19 protein-coding genes are annotated in these 24442 nt (G+C 65.2%); 16 read left to right on the top strand and 3 right to left on the bottom strand.

Annotated features, from left to right (window positions below):
• Positions 1-138: 138 nt before the first annotated feature.
• Entirely contained in the window at positions 139-384 is a 246-nt protein-coding gene (locus BRADO_RS35095; protein WP_157872591.1) for a hypothetical protein, read from the bottom strand.
• A gap of 315 nt (positions 385-699) precedes the next feature.
• Here BRADO_RS35095 and BRADO_RS20520 point away from each other — a divergent pair, with 315 nt between their 5' ends.
• The 8 genes from BRADO_RS20520 (at position 700) to BRADO_RS20485 (ending at position 9810) form a co-directional block, all read left to right on the top strand.
• Positions 700-1272: a cupin domain-containing protein gene (locus BRADO_RS20520; protein ID WP_157872590.1), complete on the top strand. Its 573-nt coding sequence runs from the start codon at positions 700-702 to the stop codon at positions 1270-1272.
• 336 nt (positions 1273-1608) lie between these two features.
• Entirely contained in the window at positions 1609-2625 is a 1017-nt protein-coding gene (locus BRADO_RS20515; RefSeq protein WP_041757639.1) for an ABC transporter permease, read from the top strand.
• Between the two features lie 3 nt (positions 2626-2628).
• On the top strand, positions 2629-3480 hold the full coding sequence (locus BRADO_RS20510; protein ID WP_011927264.1) for an ABC transporter permease: 852 nt from the start codon (positions 2629-2631) through the stop codon (positions 3478-3480).
• The gene (locus BRADO_RS20505) at positions 3480-4442 is read left to right on the top strand and encodes an ABC transporter ATP-binding protein (RefSeq protein WP_011927263.1); all 963 of its coding nucleotides are present in this window, start codon (positions 3480-3482) and stop codon (positions 4440-4442) included. Before BRADO_RS20510 ends, BRADO_RS20505 begins: the two co-directional genes overlap by 1 nt.
• Positions 4439-5431, top strand: a complete 993-nt coding sequence (locus BRADO_RS20500; protein WP_011927262.1) for an ABC transporter ATP-binding protein — start codon at positions 4439-4441, stop codon at positions 5429-5431. The genes BRADO_RS20505 and BRADO_RS20500 overlap by 4 nt, the downstream gene beginning before the upstream one ends.
• Positions 5421-6875, top strand: coding sequence for an amidase (locus BRADO_RS20495; protein WP_011927261.1), 1455 nt, complete (start codon positions 5421-5423; stop codon positions 6873-6875). The genes BRADO_RS20500 and BRADO_RS20495 overlap by 11 nt, the downstream gene beginning before the upstream one ends.
• Positions 6876-6921: 46 nt before the next feature.
• Complete coding sequence (locus BRADO_RS20490) at positions 6922-8532, top strand: ABC transporter substrate-binding protein (RefSeq protein WP_011927260.1); 1611 nt, start codon at positions 6922-6924, stop codon at positions 8530-8532.
• Positions 8533-8607: 75 nt separating this feature from the next.
• Positions 8608-9810, top strand: a complete 1203-nt coding sequence (locus BRADO_RS20485; protein WP_011927259.1) for an amidase — start codon at positions 8608-8610, stop codon at positions 9808-9810.
• A gap of 51 nt (positions 9811-9861) precedes the next feature.
• On the opposite strand, the gene BRADO_RS20480 is transcribed toward BRADO_RS20485, so the two are convergent.
• Positions 9862-12024, bottom strand: a complete 2163-nt coding sequence (locus tag BRADO_RS20480; protein WP_041756768.1) for an exonuclease domain-containing protein — start codon at positions 12022-12024, stop codon at positions 9862-9864.
• A gap of 267 nt (positions 12025-12291) precedes the next feature.
• Complete coding sequence (locus tag BRADO_RS20475) at positions 12292-13275, bottom strand: LacI family DNA-binding transcriptional regulator (RefSeq protein WP_011927257.1); 984 nt, start codon at positions 13273-13275, stop codon at positions 12292-12294.
• Positions 13276-13531: 256 nt separating this feature from the next.
• Between BRADO_RS20475 and BRADO_RS20470 the strand changes: the two genes are divergently transcribed.
• From BRADO_RS20470 to BRADO_RS20435, 8 genes are all read left to right on the top strand, one after another.
• Complete coding sequence (locus tag BRADO_RS20470; RefSeq protein ID WP_011927256.1) at positions 13532-14824, top strand: ABC transporter substrate-binding protein; 1293 nt, start codon at positions 13532-13534, stop codon at positions 14822-14824.
• Positions 14825-14976: 152 nt separating this feature from the next.
• Positions 14977-15897 carry a carbohydrate ABC transporter permease gene (locus BRADO_RS20465; RefSeq protein WP_244423070.1) on the top strand — a complete coding sequence of 307 codons (921 nt, stop codon included), beginning with the start codon at positions 14977-14979 and terminating at the stop codon, positions 15895-15897.
• 3 nt (positions 15898-15900) lie between these two features.
• Complete coding sequence (locus BRADO_RS20460) at positions 15901-16956, top strand: carbohydrate ABC transporter permease (protein WP_011927254.1); 1056 nt, start codon at positions 15901-15903, stop codon at positions 16954-16956.
• Positions 16957-16974: 18 nt separating this feature from the next.
• Positions 16975-18069, top strand: coding sequence for an ABC transporter ATP-binding protein (locus BRADO_RS20455; RefSeq protein ID WP_011927253.1), 1095 nt, complete (start codon positions 16975-16977; stop codon positions 18067-18069).
• 4 nt (positions 18070-18073) lie between these two features.
• Entirely contained in the window at positions 18074-20383 is a 2310-nt protein-coding gene (locus tag BRADO_RS20450) for a TIM-barrel domain-containing protein (protein ID WP_011927252.1), read from the top strand.
• Positions 20384-21359: 976 nt separating this feature from the next.
• Positions 21360-23030: a phage tail sheath C-terminal domain-containing protein gene (locus BRADO_RS20445; RefSeq protein ID WP_011927251.1), complete on the top strand. Its 1671-nt coding sequence runs from the start codon at positions 21360-21362 to the stop codon at positions 23028-23030.
• An 11-nt stretch (positions 23031-23041) separates the two neighbouring features.
• Positions 23042-23566, top strand: coding sequence for a phage tail protein (locus BRADO_RS20440; RefSeq protein WP_011927250.1), 525 nt, complete (start codon positions 23042-23044; stop codon positions 23564-23566).
• A 104-nt stretch (positions 23567-23670) separates the two neighbouring features.
• On the top strand, positions 23671-24435 hold the full coding sequence (locus BRADO_RS20435) for a hypothetical protein (protein WP_011927249.1): 765 nt from the start codon (positions 23671-23673) through the stop codon (positions 24433-24435).
• Positions 24436-24442 lie beyond the last annotated feature (7 nt).

Here is a 24442-nt window from a genome sequence, read left to right as displayed (position 1 = left end):
TTGCACTCGGTCATGCACCACGGTTTCGGCGACGCGGACGCATCGCAAGCTCGCCGGGGCGGCAAACACGAAAACCATCCGTACCTCAGCTGAACGAGGCAACGAATGGCGAAGATGCCGCAGGCTATGTTCTGTTGTTCAGGCGCCGAGTTCGAACGAAGCACTTCTTGCAAAGACCTGGACGTCATCGGCCAGTTCAGCGCACGCGAAGTTCGACAGCGTATGAGCCGACGATCGTAAGGAGCGATCCTTTGTCTTGTCAACGATCGGGCTTGCCCAAATTCGGAGAGCCGTGCGCAGCAAAGCGGCAATGAACCGCGCTTTCGGATGAGCTCGTCTTCGCACGTGTCGATCGGAGAACTGCCCAACGAGCAGCAGGCTCACGAACCGATCTGTGGAACCGTTCCGGCCACTGGTCCAGACGATCTAATTAGGACCGAGCGATCGCGTGGCGTCGGACGCCGCAGCGTCGTGAGATCGTCCGCCGCGATCACCTCGTGCACAGCCGCGGCGGACTTGGGCGGAGACGCAAGGACGTCGGCTTGTGTGGCTGCGGACCGACCCGCTCATGATCGGCGCGGCTGCGAACAGAGGGCGGTCTGCGCCGGACTAAAATACCGCTTGGTCAGAACAACATGCTGGTAAATCACGTGATTGTTATGCATATTCCGCGGGCTGTAATTGCTGGAAACGCCTCGCGTGAGCTCGGAAAACACACTGAACATCGGCCCGCGCCTCCGGCGCGCCCGTCTGTCCAAGGGGATGCGCATGCGCGATCTGGCGCAGATCGTCGGTTGCGACGAGAGCATGATCTCCAAGATCGAGGCCGGCAAGGTGATGCCGTCGCTACCCATGCTCGACAAGATGGTCCACGCGCTCGACCGCGACATGGCCTCGTTCTTCGGCCTGAGGGTCGACGACTACAAACAGGTGCAGAAGCCCGAGGATCGGATGAAGGTTTACGTCGATGCGCTGCGCGGCGGCAAGGGCGTCGTCTATGAGCGTCTGGTGCCTGTCGCTGCAGGGAACCTTCTCGAGGCGAACATTCACGTCGTGGCTCCCGGCGGTGAGAAGATCGACCTCATCACTCATCAGGGCGAGGCCGTCGGCTATCTCATCTCCGGAACCATCGAGCTCACCATCGACGACACGACCTATCTCATGACCGCCGGCGACTCTTTTTTTTTCAAGGCGTATCTGACAAACAGTTATCGCAACGTCGGAACCGACGAGGCGCGGATCGTCTGGGTCAACACGCCGCAGGTCCACTGATGTGTTGAAGGCGCCATCCTGCTTTGGCTTCGACCAGCGCAGGTGAGGGGCCGGTGCATGAATTTCATGCATGTGGCGAGAACGGGTGCAGTCGACATGGAGCTTGTTGGTTCCGCAGCCTTCGCACCTTGAGCCATTTTGTTAGTAAGCCCCTGACATTGCGCGGATCCTGTAATTCAAGTACTTCCGCTGACCTCATGGCATAGCGCTTGCTTCACGTCGACATGACTGTGATGCATGCTAGCCGCCCCTTGGCTGCATCCGACTGTCGATGGGGCCTCACCCGTTGAGGCGCGGCGCAAGCCGTCGCTGCAGCGAAGGTTGGCAGGCGAACCGCTGATGGCTTTCGTGTGGAAGCGACTGCTTGGCACCATCCCGAGCCTGGTGGGTGTCGTCGTTCTCACCTTCTTCATTTCGCGCGCGTTGCCCGGAGATCCCGCCGCGTTCTTCGCCGGGCCCGCGGCCAATGCCGCGTCGATCGCCAGCATCCGCGCCACGCTGGGCCTCGATCGTCCGCTGCCGGTGCAGTTCGTGAGCTACATCGCCGACCTCGCGCACGGCAATCTCGGCCGCTCGCTCACGACCGGGCAGCCGGTGCTGACCGATCTGCTCGAACGCTTGCCTGCATCGCTCGAGCTGTCATCCTTCGCGCTGCTGTTCGCGATCGGCATCGCCATTCCGATGGGCGTGTGGGCGGCGACCCGCCTCAATGGCGGCGTCGATCACGCCTGTCGTGCGCTGGTCACCGTCAGCGCCGCGTTTCCGACCTTCTTCGTCGGTCTGCTGTTGGTCTACATCTTCTACTTCCTGCTCGGCTGGGCGCCGCAGCCGCTCGGCCGGCTCGACGAGATCGCCTTCTCGCCGCCGCCCCGCGTCACCGGGGCCTACACCATCGACGCCGTCATCGCCGGCGACTGGCCGGTGTTGCGCGCGGCCTTGGCGCAGCTGATCTTGCCCGCGATCTCGCTCGGGCTGTTCGCGCTGGCGCCGATCGCGCGGATCACGCGCGCCGCGATGCTCGAGGCTCTGAGCAGCGATTTCATCCGTACCGCGCGCGCCAGCGGCCTGCCGGTGCGCAAAATCCTGATGGCCTACGCCTTCCGCAACGTGCTGCTGCCGGTCTCGAGCGTGCTCGGCATGGTGTTCTCCTTCCTGATCGGCTCCAACGTTCTGATCGAGCAGGTGTTCGGCTGGCAGGGCGTCGGCGCCTATGCGGTGGCGGCCGTCATCGCCTCCGACTACGCTGCGGTGCAGGGCTTCGTGCTGATGATGGCCGTGCTCTACGTGCTGCTCAATCTCGCGGTGGACGTGTTCGCCACGCTCGTCGATCCCCGTGTCCGGTTCGAGGGCTGAGCCATGAGCCTGGTCACGCTCGCCCGCAACACCGGCTACGCGTTCGGCGAAAACCGCCTGACGCTGGTGGCCGCGATCATCCTGGCGCTGCTGACGCTGTTCGCGATCTTCGGCCCCTCGATCGCGCCCTATGATCCTCTGCTCACCTCGGCGACAACCAAGCTCGCGCGCCCGAGCCTCGCGCATCCGTTCGGCACCGACGCGCTCGGCCGCGACATCCTGAGCCGCGTCATTGTCGCCACGCGCCTTGATCTCGGCATGGCGGTGTCGGCAGTGGCGCTGTCCTTCGTGGTCGGCCTCGCGCTGGGCGCGCTCGCCGGCTATTTCGGCGGCTGGACCGACCGCATCATCGGCCGCGCGATGGACACCATCATGGCGTTCCCGTTGTTCGTGCTGGCGATGGGCATCGTGGTGGCGCTGGGCAACAGCGTCGCCAACATCATCATCGCGACGATGATCATCAATCTGCCGTTCTACTGCCGCTTCGCGCGTGCGGAGGTGAACGTGCGGCGCGAGCTCGGCTATGTCGAGGCGGCGCGGATGGGCGGCAACGGACCGCTGCGCGTCCTGATCAATCATATCGTCCCGAACATCCTGCCGCCGATGATGGTGCAGGCCTCGCTCAACATGGGCTGGGCGATCCTCAACGCCGCCGGCCTGTCTTTCATAGGACTCGGCGTGCGGCCGCCGACGCCCGAATGGGGCATCATGGTCTCGGAAGGCGCGAGCTACATCATTTCCGGCGAATGGTGGGCCTTCATGTTCCCGGGCGCGGCGCTCGTGCTCGCGGTGTTCTCCTTCAACATGCTGGGCGATGGACTGCGCGACCTGCTCGATCCAAGGAAGCGCGTGTGATGGCGCAGCTCGAGATCGACAACCTCTCGGTGGAATTCCGCACCCGTCATGGCGTGGTGCGGGCGCTGGATGCCGTCAGCCTGTCGGTCTCGCGCGGTGAGATCGTCGGCGTGGTCGGCGAAAGCGGCTCTGGCAAATCCGTCACCGCCTACACCGTGATGGGCCTCAACGATGCCGCCGCACGCGTCACCAAGGGCGCGATCACGATGGGCGGCATCGATCTTTTGGCGGCGCCCCCGGAAGCGATGCGCGAGCTGCGTGGACGCGAGATGGCGATGATCTTCCAGAGCCCGCGCACCGCGCTCAATCCGATCCGCAAGGTCGGCAAGCAGATCGAGGACGTCCTGCAGGAGCATGCCGCGCTGCCGCGGCGCGAGCTGAAAACGGCGGCGATCGCCGCACTGGCGCGGGTGCGCATTCCCGATCCCGAGCGCCGCGCGGAGGCCTATCCGTTCGAGCTGTCGGGGGGCATGTGCCAGCGCGTGATGATTGCGATGGCGCTGGCCTGCACACCGTCCGTGCTGATCGCGGACGAGCCGACGACGGGACTCGACGTGACGACCCAGGCCGTGATCATGGACCTGATCCGCGAGATGAGCCGCGCGACGCAGATGTCGACCTTGCTGATCACTCACGATCTCGGCCTCGCTGGCGAGTATTGCGACCGGATCGCTGTCATGCATGCCGGCCACATCGTCGAGATCGCACCGACCGAACAATTGCTGGAGCGTCCGGCGCATCCCTATACGCGCCGGCTGCTGGCGGCGACGCCCGTGCCGGAGTCGCGCCTCGACGACCTCAATGCCATCCCCGGCCATCTGCCAGATCTCCGCGGCGCGCTGCCGCCGTGTCGCTTCAGCGGACGCTGCGAGCTGAGGCAGCCGATCTGCGATGAAGCGGAGCTGCCTTGGACCCGTGTATCACCCCAGCATCTCGTGCGTTGCCGGTTTCCGCTCTCATGACACCGCTGCTCGAGGTCAGGTCGCTATCCAAGCTGTACCCGATCAAGCGGGCAGGGAAGGGGGCAAAGCTCCATGCCGTCGACGACGTCAGTCTGACGATCTCAGCCGGAGAAAGCGTCGGCCTCGTCGGTGAATCCGGTTGCGGCAAGTCGACGATGGTGCGCCTGCTCGGCCGTCTCATCGATCCCACCGCGGGCCAGGTCCTGATGGACGGCGAGGATCTCACCGCAATCACGCAGACGAAATTCGCGGCGTCGCCGAGCCGGCGGCGCGTCCAGGTCGTGTTCCAGGACGCGACCGAGAGCCTCAATCCCTCCTTTCGCGTGTTCCAGGCTATCGCCGATCCGCTGAAGCGGCTGCTCGGCCTCACCGACGGCGCCGAGATCGCGCACCGCGTTCAGGCCACCGCGGCGCTTGTCGGGCTGCCGGATGAGTTGCTGCAGCGCTATCCGCATCAGCTCTCGGGCGGCCAGCGCGCGCGCGTCGGCATCGCGCGCGCGGTCGCGGTCGAACCGTCGCTGCTGATCCTGGACGAGCCGACCTCGGCGCTCGACGTCTCCGTGCAGGCCGTGATCCTGCGGCTGCTCGCCGACCTGCGCGCGCGGCTGTCGATGAGCTATCTGTTCGTGTCGCATGATCTCAACGTGGTGCGGCTGCTGTGCTCGCGCGTGGTCGTGATGTATCTCGGCAAGATCGTCGAGATCGCGCCGGCGGAGGCGCTGTTCACCGCACCCCGCCATCCCTACACGCAGGCGCTGGTCGCTGCGATCCCGGACCCGGCGCGGCGCGGCGAAGCCCGGCCGCGGCTCGACGGCAGCCCGGCCAGCCCGATCAATCCCGATCCCAATATGTGCCGCTTCTACGGACGCTGCCCCAAGGCGGCCGATATCTGCGCAACGGCGATGCCGCCGCTCCGCGCGACGGCGCCGGATCATTTCGCCGCCTGCCACTTCGCTGTTTCACCCGCTGGAGGAAACGATGAGCGCTGACAACGAAATCTGCCGCATGGACGCCGTCACCGTTGCGGCAAAGGTCAAGGACAAGACTCTCTCGGCCATGGAGGTCACCGAGGCGGTGCTGCGCCGCATGGACAAGCTCGAGCCGCACATCCACGCCTTCTGCACGCCGACACCCGATGTCGCGCGGGCGGCGGCGGCCGCCGTCGACGCCAAGATCGCCGCGGGCGAGGATCCCGGCCTGCTTGCGGGCGTGCCGATCGGCATCAAGGATCTGGTTGCGACCAAGGACATCCTCACCGTCATGGGGTCGCTGCTCTATCGCGACTTCGTGCCGGACGAGGATGACATCGTGGTCGAGCGCCTGAAGGCGGCCGGCGCCGTCATCATCGGCAAGACCAACGTGCCGGAGTTCGGATACAGCGGCGTCGGCCACAATCCGGTGTTTCCGGCGACGCGCAATCCTTGGAATCTCGACATGACGTCGGGTGGATCGAGCGCCGGTTCCGGTGCGTCGGTCGCGAGCGGTGTCGCGCCGTTTGCGATCGGCTCCGACGGCGGCGGCTCGATCCGTATTCCCTCGGCGCTGTGCGGGCTCTACGGCATCAAGGCCTCCATGGGCCGCGTGCCGCTTTATCCAGGGTGCCGCGACGAGCGCTATCCCGGCGTGTCGAGCTGGGAGTCACTCGAGCATGTCGGTCCGATGAGCCGCACCGTGGCGGACTCGGCGCTGATGCTGAAGGTGATCACCGGGCCCGATCCGCGCGATCGCTACTCGATCCCGGCCGCCGACTTCGACTATGTCGATGCAACGAAGGAGAGCATCAAGGGATTGCGCATCGCCTACAGCGAGGACTGGGGCTATGCGCCGGTCGATCCCGAAGTCCGTCGCGTCGTCTCCGAAGCGGTGCGCGTGTTCGAGACCGATCTCGGCTGCACCGTCGAGCGCGCCAATCCCGGCTGGGACGATCCGTTCCCGCATTTCTGGACCATCGTCGCCGGCGACACCGACCTCACCGGGATGCGCCGCATGATGAAGGGGCGCGAGAAGGAGATGTCGCCGCATCTCGTTGCGCTGCTGCAGCGGCAGTGGACGGCGGAGGAGTTCACGGACGCCAAGATGATCCGGCAGATGGTCTGCAACCGCATGTGGCGGTTCATGGCCAACTACGATCTCCTGATCACGCCCACGCTCGCGGTGCCGGCCTTCCCGCTCTACATGCAGGGGCCGGAGATCATCGAAGACAAGATGGTCACGACCGGGGACTGGCTCTGCTTCACCTTCATCTGCAACCTGACCGGCCAGCCCGCCGCGACCATTCCCGCGGGCTTCACCAAGACGGGTCTTCCTGTCGGCATGCAGATCATCGGACGCCATCTGGCTGATAGGACCGTGCTCGCCGCCTCCGGCGCCTTCGAGCAGGCGCGCCCGTGGGCCCACCAATGGCCGAAGCTGTTGAGCGAGCTCGGCCTCTGACACTGCCTCCACCCTCCACCTGAACCCTCCAGAAAGGACGCACGATATGAAGCTTTATCGCAGTCTCGTTGCAGCGGCGTTGCTCACAGCGTCCGCTGTGCTGCCCGGCGCCGTTGCGCATGCGGAGATCGCCAAGGACACTTTGGTGATCGTGTCTGAGATGGGCCCGAACGGCCTCGACACGATGGTGCCGACAGCGAACGATCACAGCCGCATGGTCGTGTGGCAGGCCTATGATCGCCTGGTCAGCCATGGCGAAAAGACGCTGGCGGACGGCACCGTGTCCTATGATGCGAAGGTCATGACGCCGGAGCTGGCCGAAAGCTGGGAGGCCAGCGAGGACGGCAAGACCTACATCTTCCATCTGCGCAAGGACGCGACGTTCCACGACGGCACGCCGGTCACCGCCAAGGACGTGAAGTGGTCGTTCGACCGCGCCATCGCCGCCGGCGGCTTCCCGGCCGTGCAGATGGCGGCGGGATCGCTAGTCAAGCCCGAACAGTTCTCGGTGGTCGACGACTACACCTTCAAGGCGACATTCGATCAGTTCAACAAGCTGACGATGCCCGACCTCGTGGTGCCGGTGCCGGTCATCGTCAACTCCGAATTGGCCAAGAAGCATGCGACGGCGCAGGACCCGTGGGCGTTCGACTGGGTGTCGCGCAATGATTGCGGCGGCGGCGCCTACAAGGTGGAATCCTGGTCGCCGGGCCAGCAGACCGTGTTCACGCGGTTCGATGCCTGGAAGTCCGGACCGCTGCCCAAGCTCAAGCGCGTGGTCTACCGGCAGATCGCCTCCGCCGGCACGCGCCGCGCGCTGCTGGAGAAGGGCGACGTCGACATGTCCGTCGGCCTGCCGCCGAAGGACTATGCCGAGCTGGCGGAGCAGGGCAAGGTCTCGATCATCGGCGTGCCCGTGCAGAACGATCTCGTCTTCGTCGACATGAACGTGAAGATCGCCCCGTTCGACAATCCGAAGGTGCGGGAGGCGATCTCCTATGCGATTCCCTACAAGGAGATCGTCAGCTCCGCGCTCTACAATCGCGCCAAGCCGATGTTCGGCGGCGATCCGGCCAAGCCGTATCCCGATGCGACCTGGCCGGTTCCGGTCAAGCACGGCCAGGACCTCGCGAAGGCCAAGCAGCTGCTCACCGAGGCCGGCTTCCCGAACGGCTTCAAGACCACGCTGTCGATCGACCTCAGCGAAGCCACCGTACGTGAGCCGACCGCCATCCTGATCCAGGAAGCGCTCAAGACTATCGGTGTCGAGCTGACGATCGAGAAGGTGCCGGGCTCGAACTGGTTCGCACAGATGGCCAGCAAGACGATGCCGATGGTCATCGCCGAATTCTACGGCTGGCTCGACTATCCCGACTACTTCTTCTTCTGGACCTTCCACGGCGGCAACAACTCGGTGTTCAACACCGCCAATTACGTCAATCCCGACCTCGACAAGGTGATCGACGAGGCGCGCTTCACCCGGGATCCTGAGATCTACAAGACCAGCCTGAACAAGATGGTCGACATCGTGATGACCGACCTGCCGCGCATCCCGCTCTACACACGGTTTGCCGACTACGCGATGCAGAAGAACGTCAAGGGCTTCGAGTACTGGTTCCACACCCACCCGGATTTCCGCAAGCTCTACAAAGAGTGACTGCATGCCAGGCGCGCTCACCCGAGCGCGCCTGGCAACAAATCTGGATGCTGCTTGCGAGTGATCGGGAGAACCATGGTTCAGGACCCCCTCGGAGCCTTCCTTCCCAACGCGATCATGCGGCGTTCGCCGCATCGGTCCGGCCCGTTGTCCGGACTGAGCTTCGCGGTCAAGGATCTGTTCGATGTTGCCGGCGATGTGACCGGCTGCGGAAATCCGGACTGGGCCGCCTGTCATGACACCCCGGAGAGGGATGCCTGGGCCGTGGACGCGATGTGCTGCGCTGGCGCGACGCTGACCGGCAAGACCATCACCGATGAGATTTCGCTCGGACTGCTCGGCATCAACAGGTTCTACGGAACGCCGCTCAATCCGCGTGCGCCGGATCGTGTCCCCGGCGGCTCGTCGAGCGGCTCTGCGTCCGCGGTGGCTGGTGGACTGGTCGACGTCGCATTAGGCACCGACTCCGGCGGCTCCGTGCGCACGCCCGCGAGCTTCTGCGGGATCTATGGCCTGCGGCCCACGCACGGCCGTATCTCCGTCGCTGGCCTGATGACCCAGGCGCCGTCGTTCGACACCGTCGGCTATTTCACGAGAGATGCGCTGACGTTTGGCCGCGTCGGAAGCGTGCTGCTCGCCGAGCCGATTGCGGATGGGCTGCAGCCGGACATCGTGATTGCTTCAGATTGCTTTGCGCTGGCCGACGAGCCGGTCAGGGCCGCCTTGCAACCGGTTGTCGCGCGGCTCCGCAGCGTCGCACCAGCCACGGAGGCGGCGCTGGCAGATGGCGAGCTTCTCGCGTGGGGGCGGCATCAGCGCGTCCTGCAGAAAAGCGAATTTCACGCGACGTTTCGCGATTGGATCGACCGGGTCAATCCGCGCTTTTCCTCGGAGGTGGCCGGCGCCTTTGCCGATGACGGACGCATTGCCCCGCAGGATCTCGCAACCGCCGAGGTCTTCCGCGCGGCCGCATCGAAGCGGCTCGACGATGTGCTGGACGGGCGACGGATGCTGTGTCTGCCGACAACGCCCATTCTGCCGATCGCTCGCGATGCCGGTCTATCAGAGATGCGCACGGCCGTGCATCGGATCGTCGACCTGACGTGCATCGCCGGGTTGACGGGGCTTCCGCAGGTGAACCTCCCCGTGGCGACATCCGGTGCGGTCCCTGTCGGACTGTCTCTGATTGGCTGGCGCGGCGGCGATGCGTCGCTGCTCGCGGCGGCGCAGACGCTTGCGAGAGAGTTCTCGATCGGCTTGTTCGAGGAGCCGTCATGACCGACGTCGATGACACACGCGCTGCCCCACCTCTCGCCGTACTCCGAGCGACTACGCCGCCTGAACCGCGTCAGCCTCCGCCTCTTCGACGCGCTTCGTGTTGATGAGATTCAGCAGGTGGGCTGCCGCCCGAGCGTCGCAGAGCGCTCGATGGTGGTCGTCCAGCTCGATGCCGTAGATCGCGCACAGCTTTCCCAGCCCATATGATGTGTGCCCGGGATATCGGCGCCGCATTCCGACGCAGGTGCACAGCTTCGGGAAGCGGAAGCGCCGTTCGAGCCGCTCGAACTCGCTCGACAAGAATCCGTAATCGAAATTCACATTGTGGGCCACGAAGATGCCGTCCCCCATGAACGCCATGAAACTGTCGGCGATCTCGTGAAAAACGGGCGCATCCCGAACCATCTGGTTGGTGATGCCGGTTAGTTCGACGATCTTCGCGGGGATCGGCCGCTGCGGGTTGATCAGCGAGTGCCACTGCTCGACCAGTTGATGATTGCGGACCTTCACCGCTCCGATTTCGGTGATGCGATCACCCGATGACCAGGAGCCCGTGGTCTCGATGTCGACGACGACGTAGTCTTGCTCCGGGTCGAAGCGGTAATCCACGCGGCCGATCTCGGCCGGTATGCCGGCCTGCTCCAGCTGACGCAGACGCGTCAACTGATTGCGGCGTATGGCGTCGCCCTCGGCCTTGACCTCGACGAACGTCACTTTTCCGTCGCGCACCTGCATCAGGTCGGGGAAGCCGTCCCGCATGCCGCAGAAGTCCTCGCACATCGCCCGAAGAATCGCAGCCAAGCCGTCCGCATTGGCACAGGCGAGCAAGGCGCGTAGCGCGTCGATCTGCACGTGCTCCCAAGCGAACAGTCCGTTGGACCGGCCCCATTTGGAGGCGACCACACGCAGGATGATGGGCAGTCCCTGTCCGGATTTGATCTGCGCGAGCTTCGCATCGATCTGCGCGGCGAAACGCCGATGAAAAGTCCGGTCGCGAAGGCAATGCGGAACCCAGTCGAACAGGCTGTTGAGCTGGCCGGATTCGAAAAGCTCATCCCAGAACAGTAGCCCGAACAGCGTGAGCCACAGCGTATTCTCGGCGAAATAGACGTCGCCGCCCCGACGTCTCAGTACGCCGGCGACGCCTGCTTCCGGATGACCGCGGTGCGTATCGTCGACGACGATCAAGCGCCCGGATCGCAGCAACGCAGTGCTGAGGCCCGTCCGTTGCTTGCCGAACTTGCGGGCGTAGAAGTCCATGGCGAAGAGGTGCTCATCGTCGCTTTCGGGATCGTCGATCATCTCCCGCAACAGAAGCTCGGCGGCGTCCTTCTCGCCTCGGGTGTACAGCAGCCGGACGAGGCGCTCGCGGCAGTCCGCCGACTGGCCGAAACGATAGAGGCGCTCGGCAACATCCAGTTCGCCCTGTTTCTCGAAATACTGTCCGACCTGACACGCGGCGCGAGACGCGAGATCGGCGGCGTAGTCGCTCGTCCGCGGCGGACCGTCGAGGATCGCCTTAACCGCCAACTGATAGATATCGACGGAACGAGCTTCGATTCGGTTCAGCACCTGGCTGTAGTGAAAACAGGCATGCGCCTCGTCGGCGTCGACAAAGCGAGAGCTGAACGACGTCTCCTTGTTCGTGCGCAGCACGCCGAGATCTCGCAGAGCGAAGTTCTTGAGACTGTCCGCCGTCTTGCCGAAATAGAGATACAGCAGAAAGTCGATGGACCGCGTGTTGTCGAGGGCTATGAAGCCCACGGCGCCGCAATGCATCGCGGCAACATCGAAGGGAATTGTTGCCAGGAAAAAGTCGGCCAGTGCCGGCTTCGACCAGGACGCGCGTATATCGCGGCCGAATCCCGCCGCCCGGGCGCCGTCGAGAAGAGCGGTCTTCGGTTGGCAGAGCAGGAAAGCGGAATAATCGTCGGCACGAAGACCACGGGCATATCCGCAAGCGATCAGGTTTCGAGCGGCGGACTCGAGGTCCGTAATCTCCGGGTACTTGAAGAGCGCGCGGTTGAAGATCGTCCCACGTCGGTTGACCATGCGGATCAAGAGGCACTGCGCGTCTTTGGAAAGACCGCGAAAGCTTGAGGTGAATGCACGGTCCTCGTCGCTGAGGATCTCGTCATATGTCCTCTCCACGAACTCCAGCATTTCGACGAAGTGGTCGAGATAATAGTAGACCGGCAACGTGGTGGGCTTCATGTGATACGCGCCGATTTCCTGCGGCCTCGGTCGACGACGGTCCCCCGGCATTCGGCCGAGTCGTTCGTTCCTTTTTTGTTCCGAATGTGCGATTTGTCAAGGTGAAGCATCTTCCTCGGGGGTTTGGTCGAGCGAAAATCGCCTGAACTCGCGAAGGGACGGAGCCGATATCATGCCAGCACCGCCGATCTCCGCGTCGATGCCGGCGCGCGTCAGATGTGAACAATCGCAGAGGCAGGGCGAACCTTTGCGGCGGCCGGCCGCGCCTTACGCGAACCTGTAGGCAAGCAGGCGCTCGCCGAACGTTCCGCCCTGCCATAGCATTTGCAGGCCGGCGACGATTTCGGCGCCGTAGATCGCGTAAGGAATCTCGACAGATGTCAGCCACGGCGCGACCCATCGGTTGAGCGGCGTGCCGTCGATACTGACAAGATCGCAATCCGCAGGAATGGTCAGGCCGCGCTCGCGGGCGCGGCGGTTCACGCCATAGGCGATCTGGTCGCTGACGCAGAGCAGGGCGTCCGGCCTCTGGCTCCGCGCGAGCACGCGCGCGGCGGCATCGTAGCCGATTTCGAGATGCGACCGTCCGTCGCCGCCTTCGCGGATGATCGCGTCATCGCCATAGCCGCGCGCCTGCAGCCGCGCGAGGAAGCCGGCGACGCGGTCGCGCGAGGCCGAAGAGCCCAGCCGCGGAAACACCACGCCCGGCCTCCGCAGGCCGCGATCGGCGAAATGATCGGCGACCGCGGCGCCCGCAGCGCGATCGTCGATGCCGACGAACGGGCCGGCGCCCTGCGGATTCCTGCGGTTCACGAACACGGCCGGCGCGCCCGATGCCGACAGCTCGGCGAGGCCGGGGCTCGGCACTGCCGCAACCAGGACGTAGCCGCTCACCATCTGCGCTCGCATTGCCGCGAGATATTCGTCCTGCAGCTCCGGCCGGTCATGGGTGTCGCACAGCACCATGACATAGCCGGCCTCGCGCAGCGCGGCTTCCGTGGAGCTCGCGATGGTGGCCATCGCAGGGTTGTCGAGATTGGCCGCGATCATCGCCACCAGCTGGCTCTGGCGGCGCTTGAGCGCCCGACCGACCGGGTTCGGCCGATAGCCGACCGCCGCGATCGCCTCGCGCACCCGCATCACCGTCGCCGCCGAGGCGCGGTGCGTCTGCCCGTTGACGATCCGCGACACGGTCGAAACCGACACGCCGGCTTTGACGGCAACGGTGGCAAGTGAGACGTCGTCGGGCATCGCTCTCCGTCAGCTCCGGTTTCGCCTGTCATTGGCGTCAGCCGTCGGGCGCTCGACGCGCCGGCATCAGCTCTCGGGCGCAGGCTAGACCAGGCTTGACGCATTGGCAAACGTTTGCCAAGCTCGAGAAAAGCGTCCGGCTCAGCCGAGTGGACGCTTGAGGAAACGCCGGCGCCGCAGCTGGCTTCGACGAACCCGTCGCGGCTCGGCTGCGAAGGTGTCAGCAAGCCGGCGCCTCATCAGGGGAGAAACAATCATGCGTGCCATGACGCCGCTCATCACGTCAGTTCTGTTGTCGGTGCTGTGGGCGACCGCGCTCAACGGGCCTGCTTGGGCCGAGACCGTGACGCTGCGCATGGCGTGGTACTCCGACGGCAACGAGGGCGAGGTCATGACCGACCTGCTCAAGCGCTTCCACGACCAGAACAAGGACATCGAGGTCGTCCTCGACCAGGTGCCGTACAAGGCGATTAACGAGAACCTGCCTGTGCAGCTCGCCTCCGGCCAGGGACCGGACATGGCGCGGGTCGTGGATATGGGCGGGCTGTCGCGCTACGCGCTCGACATGCGCCCGCTGCTCAAGGACCCCGGCTATTGGGACGCGAATTTCGGCCCGTTCCTCGCCTGGATGCGTCCGGCCGGCGACACCCAGGCGATCCCTGGCTTCATGACCCAGCTCACCGTCACCGGCCCGTTCGTCAACAAGACACTGTTCGAGCAGGCCGGCGTTCCGACGCCCGGCGACAGGGCGACGTGGGAGGATTGGGCGAAGGCGGTGAAGGAGGTGGCGGCCAAGGTGCAGGCGCCGTTCCCGCTCGCGCTCGACCGCTCTGGCCACAGATTCTACGCGCTGGCGATGTCGCAGGGCGCGCAGGTGTTCGCGGCCAATGGCGAGCCCGACGTCGTCGACGACGGATTCAAGCGGGCCGCGCAATTGATATACGACTGGCACAAGTCCGGCGTGATGTCGAAGGAGCTGTGGGGCTCGGTGTCGGGCACCGCGTATCGCGGCGCCAATGACGAGTTCAAGAACGCGCAGGTGGTGATGTATCTGTCCGGCTCCTGGCAGATCGCGCAGTTCGCCAAGACCGTCGGCAATGCGTTCGACTGGGTGGCGGTGCCCAACCCCTGCGGTCCCGGCGGCTGCAGCAGCATGCCGGGCGGCGCCGGTCTGATCGCGTTCAAGTCGACGCAGCATCCGAAGGAGGTCGCGCGGCTGATGGAGTATCTGGCGAGCGAGCCGGTGCTGGCGGAGTTCTACGCCCGCACGCTGTTCGTGCCCGGCCATCTCGGTCTTGCAAAGAAGGGCGTCGACTATCCGACCGCGAGCCCCGAGGCCGCCGCCGCGCTGAAGGTGTTCACTGCCAGCGCCGCGCAGATCTCGCCGCTGGCCTATCGTACCCAGGGCTACATCAACAGCCGCATCATCTTCAACGCCGTCATCAGCCGGCTCGGCCAGGCCGTCTCCGGCGAGACGACGCTCGATGAAGCCTACAAGCGCATCACCGCCGACGTCAGCCAGCAGATCGCCGAGCGCAACAAGAAGTGAGTGCGGCGAACTCACAGCCGGGAATCGTCACGATGCCGGACGCGCCATCGGCTGCAGCGCCGCAGCCCGGCCGCGTAGCGGGCGCCGTCGGATGGCTCGGCCGCGTCGCGCTACTGCCGGTGGAGCTCGCGCTGCGGCTGCTCGATCCGCCGATGCGCGCGCTGCAGCGGCTGATCGGCGCGCGCCGCATGGCCTATGCATTCCTGCTGCCCAACTTCGTGTTCTTCGGCCTGTTCGTGTTCCTGCCGATCGGCATCAACCTGGTGTTCTCGGTGACCGGCGGGGTGGCGCTGTTTCCGTCGCAGCGGCCCTATGTCGGCGCCGAGCAGTTTTCCTATCTGTTCGACTGCGGCTCCTATCTCGATCCCGCGAGCTGCCGCGAGGATCATTTCTGGCGCGGCGTCGCCAACACCGTGGAGTTCGTGCTGTTCCAGGTGACGGCGATGGTGCTGCTGTCGCTCGTCACGGCGCTGGTCCTGAACATGAAGATCCGCGCCCGCGGCTTCTTCCGCGCGGTCTACTTCTTCCCGGTCTTGCTGTCGCCGGTGGTCGTCGCCCTGATCTGGAAGTGGATCCTGCAGCGCGACGGCCTCCTGAATGCCGCGATCACGACGTTGGGCGGCCAAAAGATCCTGTTCTTCGTCGACCCCGGCTGGGCGATGTTCTGGGCAGTGTTCGTATCAGTGTGGGCGCATATGGGCTTCTACACACTGATCCTGCTCGCCGGCCTGCAGGCGATCCCGGCCGATCTCTACGAGGCGGCGGAGATGGACGCGACGCCGCGCTGGCGCGTGCTGACGCACATCACGCTGCCGCTGCTGTGGCCGAACATGATCGTGGTCATCGTGCTCGCGCTGATCAAGGGCGCGCAGACCTTCGACGAGGTGTTCGTGCTCACCGGCGGCGGTCCCGGCACGGCCACGCTGATGATCGTGCAGTACATCTACGAGACCGGTTTCGCCAGCCAGGTGCAGAATTTCGGCCTCGCCGCCGCCGCCTCGGTGGTGCTCGGAATCGTGCTGTTCATCCTGACGCTGCTGCAATTCGCCGCTGCGCGGCGGAAGGAGGTCTGAGCCATGCGCCTTTTGAGCCTGCTTGGTCAGCGTCGCAGCGGTCCCGGACGAAAGCTGCACTGGACCGACATCGCCGCCTACGCCTATCTCGCGCTCGGCGTCGTCCTGATGTTTGGCCCGGTAGTGTGGCTGGTGCTGTCGTCGTTCAAGACGCCAAGCGCGCTGCTGGAGTTTCCGCCGTCGCTGCTGCCGTCGGCCCAGGTCGAGGTCCAGGTCGCCGGCCAGCCGCAGCCGCTGCCGCTGTTCCGTGCGACGCTGCCCGACGGATCGGTGCGCGAGCTCGCGCAATTGCGGCGCGTCGGGCTGATCGCCCAGATGGTCGATCCCGAAGACCCGTTGCAGCAGTTCCGCGTCGCGATCGACAAGCGCGAGCCGGTGCGCCGCGTTGCCTTCGCGACCGCGAACTACACCGAGCCGCTGCAGCGCTTCGCCTTCCTGCGCTTCCTGTTCAACTCGGTGTTCGTGACCGCAGTCGCCACGCTGATCACGCTGCTGATCAATTCGATGGCCGCCTATGCGCTCGCCGTCTACGCATTCCCCGGCAAGCAGGCTGCCACGCTTGCGGTGATCGGCACGCTGATGATCCCGATCACCATCGTCCTGGTGCCGGTCTATCTGGTCGTGACCGAGCTCGGTCTCGCCAACTCGCTATGGGCGGTGATCCTGCCGGGCGCCGCGACGCCGACCGGGGTGTTCCTGCTCCGGCAATACATGCTGACCTTGCCGAAAGACCTGATCGAGGCCGCGCGGATGGACAAGGCATCCGAATGGCAGATCTACTGGCGCATTGTGATGCCGCTGACCCTTCCGGCGCTGGCGGTGCTGGCGATCTTCTCGATCATGTGGCGCTGGAACGAATTCCTGTGGCCGCTCGCGGTGCTGACCAAGACCGAGGTGTACACGCTGCAGATCGCGCTCAACGCCTTCCAGGGCGAATTGCAGACGCAGTGGCACTATCTGCTGGCGATGACGGTCGTGACGCTCGCGCCCGTCGCGCTGGTGTTCGTGTTCCTGCAGCGCTTCATCACCACGGGCATCGGCTCGACCGGCATGAAATGAGCAATCGGACGCTGAGCCATGGCTGACCTGAAACTCACCGGCGCGCGCAAGTCCTTCGGCCCCGTCGAGGTGCTGCACGGCATCGATCTCGCCGTCCGGGATGGCGAGTTCGTCGTCTTCGTCGGCCCCTCCGGCTGCGGAAAGTCGACGCTGCTGCGTGTCATCGCCGGCCTGGAGACCGTAACCGGCGGCGAGATTTACATCGACGGCGCGCGCGTCACCCATCTGCCTGCGTCGGAGCGCGGGCTTGCGATGGTGTTCCAGTCCTATGCGCTGTATCCGCATATGAGCGTGCGCAAGAACATGGCCTTCGCGCTCGAGAATATGGGGCTCAAGCCGGCCGAGATCGAGGCGCGGGTCGGCCGTGCCGCCGCGATGCTGCGGCTCACCGACTATCTCGATCGCAAGCCCAAGGCGCTGTCCGGCGGCCAGCGCCAGCGCGTCGCTATCGGCCGGGCGATCGTGCGCGATCCGAAGATCTTCCTGTTCGACGAGCCATTGTCGAATCTCGATGCCGAGCTCCGCGTCGCGACCCGCAAGGAGCTCGCGGCGCTGCATGCCGAGATCGGCGGCACGATGATCTATGTCACCCACGACCAGGTCGAGGCGATGACGCTCGCCGACCGGATCGTGGTGCTCAATGCCGGCCGGATCGCGCAGATCGGCACGCCGCTCGAGCTCTACAATCATCCGTCGAACCTGTTCGTCGCCGGCTTCATCGGCTCGCCGCGCATGAACCTGTTGCCCGCGACAGTCGCAGCCGACGACGGCACGCTCCGCCTCCGCATCGGCGACCGCGAGATCGCGCTGCAGCGGCCGGCCTCGGGTCTCGCCGCAGGCCAGAGCGTGACGCTCGGCATCCGTCCCGAGCATGTCGAGATTGCACCGGACGCCGGCATGCTGACGCTGAGCGTCGATCTCGTGGAGCAGCTCGGCGGCGAGACCTTCATCTCGGCGGCGGCGCCCGGCCTGCCACAGATCACGTTGCGCCAGCACGGCCAGTCGCGGCTGCGTCGCGGCGATGCCGTCGCGATCCTTTTTTCGCCCGACCATCTGCATCTGTTCGACGCGACCGGCGCGGCTCTTGCCGGCCCCGATCGACCCGGAGCCTGATCTCATGAAAGCCCTCACTCATGGCCGCTTCCGCGGCATCCATGACGGCGCCGCGCTGTTCGAGCTTGCGACCGCGGCGACGACGTCTGTTCTCGCCACGCTGCGCGTCGCAATCCTCGAGCGCGACATCGGCCGCGTCACCCTGCAACGGCCGGAGGGCTACCGGCTCGATCGCGGCTGGGCGATCGCCCCCGACCGCACCGAGCCGCCATTCGAGGGACGGCAGCGCGACGACGTCTCGGGCTTTGCCAATCCGGCTGTGGTGGTGACGGAGCAGGGCGGCGTCGTCACACTCGCGACAGCCGGCCTCCGCGCGGAAGTGAAGCTCGATCCATTCGGCATCGCGTGGTATCGCCATGGCGAGTCCCAGCCGTTCCTGCGCGATCGCCCGACCCAGGCCTATTTGTTGTCGCGCAATTCCGGCGCCCTGATACACGCGATGGAGCGTCACCAGGACGAGCGCCATTACGGCCTCGGCGACAAGGCCGGCCCGCTCGATCGCACCGGCCGGCGCTTCGCCATCGACGCCGTCGATCCCTGCGGCTTCGACGCCGAACTGTCGGACCCGCTGTACAAGATGCTGCCGTTTGTCATCGTCGATGGCGCGCGCGGCGCCCATGGCGTGTTCTACGACAATCTCGCGCTCGGCGCGGTCGACCTCGGCTGCACGATCGACAATTATCACGGCCTGTTCCGCCTCTATCGCGCCGAGGATGGCGATCTCGACTACTACGTGCTCGCCGGCCCGACCGTGCCCGACGTGACGCGACGGTTCTCCTGGCTGACCGGCGGACAGGCCTTCGCGCCGCGCTGGACGCTCGGCTTCGCGATGACGACGATGACGATCGCGGATGCGCCCGACGCGGATGCGCGCATCACCGCCTTCATTGCCGATTGCGAGCGTCACGGCATCCGCTGCGACAGCTTCCATTTCGGCTCGGGCTACACCTCGATTGGCAAGCGCCGCTACGTCTTCAACTGGAATCGCGACAAGTTTCCCGATCCGGCCGCGACGATGGCGCGGCTCAAGGCGGCGGGCATGCAGCCGGTCACCAACATCAAGCCCTGCCTGCTCGATGATCATCCCCGGCTCGATGAGGCCAGAGCGCGCGGCATCCTGGTCGCCGATGGCGAGACCGGCGCGCCGGCCATCGCGCAATTCTGGGACGGGCTGGGCTTCCATGTCGACTTCACCAACCCCGAGGGGCGACGATGGTGGGCCGACGGCATCCGCAACGCGCTGCTCGGCTTTGGCGTGACAGCGATGTGGAGCGACAACAACGAATACGAGATCTGGGACGAGGACGCGGTGTGCGCCGGCGACGGCAGGCCGTTCCCGCAGGCGCTCGCCCGCCCGGCGCAGGCGCTGTTGATGCACAAGCTCGCCTACGAGACCCAGGCCGCGCACGATTCAGGCAAGCGCCCCTACACGATCACGCGCGCCGGCGGCGCCGGCATCGCCCGCTACGGCCAGACCTGGAGCGGCGACAATGAGACCGCCTGGAAGACGCTGCGCTACAATCTCACCCAGGGCCTGAACATGAGCCTGTCGGGGCTCTACAACATCGGCCACGATGTCGGCGGCTTCCACGGACCGTCGCCGGGACCGGAGCTGCTGTGCCGGTTCGTCGAGTTCTGCGCGCTCTGGCCGCGCATGGTGATGAACTCCTGGAAGGAGGACGGCAACTTCAGCACGCCCTGGATGCACCCCGGCGTGCTGCCCGAGGTGCGCTCCGTCCTGGAACTGCGCCATCGTCTGATCCCGTATCTTTACACGCAGATGTGGCGCGCGGCGGTGGAGGACATGCCGGCGGTGCGGCCGCTGCTGTGGGACTTTGCGTCCGATCCGATCGCGGCCGGGATCGAGGATGCCTTCATGCTCGGCCCGCATCTGCTCGTCGCTCCCGTGCTCGAGGAGGGCGCGACAACGCGCGAGCTCTATCTGCCGGTTCACCCCGGCGGCTGGTACGACTGGCATGACGGCACGCCGTTCGAGGGCGGACGCCGCATCACCGTCGCGGCGCCGCTCGGCCGCCTGCCGCTGTTCGCCCGCGCCGGCGCGATCGTTCCGGTCGAGGACGAAGCAGGACTGACAGCGGTCGTGTTCGGCGCGCCCGATCAGGGCAGCGCAGGCTGCCTCTATGTCGACGACGGCGAGACGGCCGACTGGCGCCGGCAGGGTCAGCTGATCGAGCTCCGGCTAAGCCGCGAAAATGCCGGCTTCGTGCTCGACGTCAGCAGCGGTGAGGCCGCAGACATCCGCGCCCGCGGCGTCGGCATCGAAATTCGTGAAGTGGTCGTTTCACCAGCCTAGGCGTCGCAATCTCCTTTGGAGAAATACCAGTGCTCCGCGAGGATTGGCCTATCCTTGCGGAGTCGCGTGTTTTCGATGTGAAGGTCCGTGCCGTAGCGATGGCTTCGCACAAGAGGTCTTCACGACGGCGCGTGGTCATGGTGCAACGACGTCGCTTGCGGTGACAATGCACAAGGCTTTCTATGCGTGACCGCCGCACTTTGTCTGATCCGTTCAATGCGAAAACTCGTCGAGGCCCCTGCGTTTCTCCGCGACATTGCCCGCCGCAGATCGTCGACGGAACGCGGGACGCAAGCAGCGTCGGCCGTTTTGTTTGCCGATACAACGAAGTCTGGAAGCGCTCTCGGATCATAGCATCGCTCCAGCCATCTGCGCCAAAGAGTCGCTGAGCGTCACCGTGCTGTCCAGCATCTAACATCGTTCGACCAGGCTCGCGATCGCGGTGCGAACTTACCGGAGCGTGCGTCGCGATGCGATCTCGCGGACCGCGCATGAACTGTCACAGGAACAGTGACACCATGAAACGACTGCAAGGTCGTACATCGCCATGAACCGGTTCAAGGGTCGCGATACCAATGAAGTGGATGGTTGTTACCCGTATCGACGAGCGGCTGTTGTACGCGACCACTACAGAAACGACGAACACGATTGACTTGATCCAAAGACACGAACTAACCTAAGGTAGTGTTGACAGAAGGCGGCTGGCAAGGCCGCAGCCGAGGAACAGGCGCCGCATATCGGCGCTCCGAGGAGAGTGCGATCTTGGTATGCGCCGGGGTGTAACCGCGCAGCCGTCTCGAGCGACTTTTCGCTTTTACGTCCTACAGAGTTCGATCGATCTTATTTGACCGATCGATGACAGCTCATGCCTGCGACGATCATCTACAACGATTGATTTCTGCGACGACCGATCACTGCGACCGTTGATTTTGACCAATCCAGTCACGCACTCCGAGGAAGCGGAGGAGGAGGCTCGATGCCAGTTCAGGTCAGCTATCCCGGAGTCTATGTTCAGGAAATCCCGAGCGGTGTCCGCACCATCACCGGCGTGGCCACCTCGGTCACCGCATTCATCGGGCGGACGCTGTACGGCCCCGACAATGAGCCGGTGCTGATCAACAGTTACGGCGACTTCGAACGTATTTTCGGGGGCTTATGGGGCGCAAGCTCGCTCGGCTACGCGGTCCGGGACTTCTTCCTCAATGGCGGCGGCCAGGCGATCGTGGTGCGCCTCTACAATGAGGACACGACAGCCAACGCCAGGCCGGCCAGGAGCAAGATGAATGTCGGCACGTTCCGCCTCGAGGCGAGCGACAAGGGCACCTGGGGTGCGGGCTTGCGCGCCAGCATCGACACAGCCGTGTCCGCCGACGTGGCAGCGCGGCTCGGGCTCACGCCGCAGGATCTGTTCAACCTGACGGTGACCGAGGTCGATGCCTCCGAGCGCGTGGTGGCGCGGGAAGTCTTCCGCAATCTGACCGTCAAGGATGGCCCGCAGCGCATCGACAATGTGCTGCGGGCGCAGTCGAAGCTGGTGCGCTGGAGCGGCGCATGGCCGCCCAATCCGTTGCCGACCATCGCGGCCGCCGATGACGACGTGACGAAGGCATTGAAGCAGCTTGCGGCAGCCAATGCGGCCAATCCGCCGGTCCCGAACGACATCAATACAGCCCAGCAAGCTGTGACCACGGCCAAGGCGGCGATGGCCGCCAATGATGGCCTGCCTCTGACGCTGAAGGATAATTTCAATCCGGCCCAGGCCCAGGCGCAGAAGCGCGGCCTCTATGCGCTGGAAAAGGCTGATCTCATCAATCTGCTCTGTATCCCACCCTACACGGCGAGCAATGACGTCGAGACCGGCCTGATCTCGCTGGCCGCGGCCTATTGCGAGCAGCGGCGTGCGATGCTGCTTGTCGACCCACCGAGCAACTGGGTCGACGTCGCCACCGCGCAAGCGAAGTTTACCGACACCGGCAATGATTTCGTCGGAACGCGCAGCCGCAATGCGGCGCTGTTCTTTCCGCGGCTGCGGATACCCGACCCGCTGCTCAACAATCAGGTCGGCGAGTTCGTGCCGTGCGGCGCCGTCGCGGGCGTGTTCGCGCGGACCGATGCGACGCGCGGCATCTGGAAGGCGCCCGCCGGTCTCGACGCAGGGTTGAACGGCGTGCCGCAACTGCGCATGGTGCTGACCGACGCCGAGAACGGCCAGCTCAATCAGCTCGGCATCAACTGCCTGCGCTCGTTCCCGGCGGCCGGGCGTGTGGTCTGGGGCGCACGGACGCTCCGAGGCGCCGATCAGCTGGCCGATGAGTACAAATACATTCCGGTCCGGCGCACCGCGCTCTACATCGAGGAAAGCCTCTATCGCGGCCTGCAATGGGTCGTGTTCGAGCCGAATGACGAGCCGCTCTGGGCGCAGATCCGGCTCAATGTCGGGGCCTTCATGCACACGATGTTCCGACAGGGCGCGTTCCAGGGATCATCGCCGCGCGACGCTTACTTCGTCAAATGCGACGGCGAGGTCACGACCGACGACGATGTCAACCGCGGCGTGGTGAACGTGCTGGTGGGATTTGCGCCGTTGAAGCCGGCTGAATTCGTCATCATCAGCATCCAGCAGATGGCCGGCCAGATTGCCACCTGAGGAGAGATCCAATGGCTTCTTTCAGCGTCAATGCGCAGCGTTTCGATCCCTACAAGAATTTCAAATTTCGCGTGAAGTGGGACGGCAAATATGTCGCAGGCGTCAGCAAGGTCGGCGCGCTTAAGCGCACCACCGAGGTCGTCAAGCACCGCGAGGGCGGCGATCCGTCGAGCTCGCGCAAATCGCCCGGGCGGTCCGAATACGAGGCTCTCACGCTCGAACGCGGCGTCACCCATGACAAGGAGTTCGAGCAGTGGGCCAACAAGGTCTGGAACTTCGGCGCTGGCCTCGGGCAGGAGGTCTCGCTGAAGGACTTCCGCAAGGACATCATCGTCGAGGTCTATAACGAGGCCGGGCAGCTCGCGATCGCCTACAAGATCTATCGCTGCTGGGTTTCGGAATTCCAGGCCGAGGCCGATCTCGATGCCAATGCCAACGCCGTGCTGATCCAGAGCATCAAGCTCGAGAATGAAGGATGGGAGCGCGACGTCGACGTCAGCGAGCCGTCGGAGCCGAGCTTCACCGTGCCGCAATAGCGCAGGTCTCCGCCCGATGTCGCAGCCCGCGCCAGTGAATCGAGCATCCGGGGCCGGATGCTGGTCGATTCCTCCCGCTATGGATCGCATGTGAGGCAGGCGTCATGGCCACGCACGATGAGATCACGGTCCCCACAGCCGCGCTGCTTCAGGCGTGGGAGCACGGTTGCGATGCGTCGCCCGGCGCCCGTGGCCTGATCCTGCTCGCGATCGCGCAGCCCGGGCTCGCAGTGGCGGCGTTGGCACAGTGGCCAGTCGGGCGACGTGACGCGGCGCTGCTCGGCCTGTTCGAGCGCCTGTTCGGGACTGAGCTCGCGGCGCAAGCGGAATGCCCACATTGTGGCACCGCGCTGGAGACGAACTTTCCCGTTTCGACCATCCGCGCGGACATGCCGGACCCCGGAGCTGCAGCCATCGCCAATCGCTTCGTGCTCGAGCATGGGGGACGTCGCATCGTGTATCGATTGCCGACGGCCGCTGATCTCGCCGCCCTGGGCGACGTCGGTGCCGCCGATGCGGACACCGCGGCGCGCAGCGATTGGCTGATCCGGCAGTGCCTGGTCGAGACGGATGACGACGAAGTGCCGAGCGACGTTCTGCAGGCGCTGAGCGCTGCGATCGCCACAACTTCGGCAGAGGTCGATCCTCTCGCCGAGATCGACCTGCAGCTGGAGTGCCCGGCCTGTGCGCAGGCCTGGCGTTCGCCGTTCGACGTCGTGAGCTTCCTGTGGAGCGAGCTCGACGTCTGGGCGCGCGGCATGCTGCACGAGATCCATGTCCTGGCCTCTCATTACGGATGGAGCGAGGCCGAGATCGTCGCGCTCGGAGCCCAGCGTCGTCGGCGTTACCGGGAGCTGATTGGACAATGACGTCGCT

The organism is Bradyrhizobium sp. ORS 278, from assembly GCF_000026145.1.
Taxonomy (GTDB): domain Bacteria; phylum Pseudomonadota; class Alphaproteobacteria; order Rhizobiales; family Xanthobacteraceae; genus Bradyrhizobium.
The sequence above is the reverse complement of the archived record's forward strand: the minus strand, read 5'-3'. Positions and strand labels throughout refer to the sequence as shown.

Bases quoted from the DNA above. Each gene is read 5' to 3' on its own strand.
- BRADO_RS20510 (WP_011927264.1), top strand. From the start codon at position 2,629: ATGAGCCTGGTCACGCTCGCCCGCAACACCGGCTACGCGTTCGGCGAA.
- BRADO_RS20505 (WP_011927263.1), top strand. From the start codon at position 3,480: ATGGCGCAGCTCGAGATCGACAACCTCTCGGTGGAATTCCGCACCCGT.
- BRADO_RS20500 (WP_011927262.1), top strand. From the start codon at position 4,439: ATGACACCGCTGCTCGAGGTCAGGTCGCTATCCAAGCTGTACCCGATC.
- BRADO_RS20495 (WP_011927261.1), top strand. From the start codon at position 5,421: ATGAGCGCTGACAACGAAATCTGCCGCATGGACGCCGTCACCGTTGCG.
- BRADO_RS20490 (WP_011927260.1), top strand. From the start codon at position 6,922: ATGAAGCTTTATCGCAGTCTCGTTGCAGCGGCGTTGCTCACAGCGTCC.
- BRADO_RS20485 (WP_011927259.1), top strand. From the start codon at position 8,608: ATGGTTCAGGACCCCCTCGGAGCCTTCCTTCCCAACGCGATCATGCGG.
- BRADO_RS20480 (WP_041756768.1), bottom strand. From the start codon at position 12,024: ATGAAGCCCACCACGTTGCCGGTCTACTATTATCTCGACCACTTCGTC.
- BRADO_RS20475 (WP_011927257.1), bottom strand. From the start codon at position 13,275: ATGCCCGACGACGTCTCACTTGCCACCGTTGCCGTCAAAGCCGGCGTG.
- BRADO_RS20470 (WP_011927256.1), top strand. From the start codon at position 13,532: ATGCGTGCCATGACGCCGCTCATCACGTCAGTTCTGTTGTCGGTGCTG.
- BRADO_RS20465 (WP_244423070.1), top strand. From the start codon at position 14,977: ATGCGCGCGCTGCAGCGGCTGATCGGCGCGCGCCGCATGGCCTATGCA.
- BRADO_RS20460 (WP_011927254.1), top strand. From the start codon at position 15,901: ATGCGCCTTTTGAGCCTGCTTGGTCAGCGTCGCAGCGGTCCCGGACGA.
- BRADO_RS20455 (WP_011927253.1), top strand. From the start codon at position 16,975: ATGGCTGACCTGAAACTCACCGGCGCGCGCAAGTCCTTCGGCCCCGTC.
- BRADO_RS20450 (WP_011927252.1), top strand. From the start codon at position 18,074: ATGAAAGCCCTCACTCATGGCCGCTTCCGCGGCATCCATGACGGCGCC.
- BRADO_RS20445 (WP_011927251.1), top strand. From the start codon at position 21,360: ATGCCAGTTCAGGTCAGCTATCCCGGAGTCTATGTTCAGGAAATCCCG.
- BRADO_RS20440 (WP_011927250.1), top strand. From the start codon at position 23,042: ATGGCTTCTTTCAGCGTCAATGCGCAGCGTTTCGATCCCTACAAGAAT.
- BRADO_RS20435 (WP_011927249.1), top strand. From the start codon at position 23,671: ATGGCCACGCACGATGAGATCACGGTCCCCACAGCCGCGCTGCTTCAG.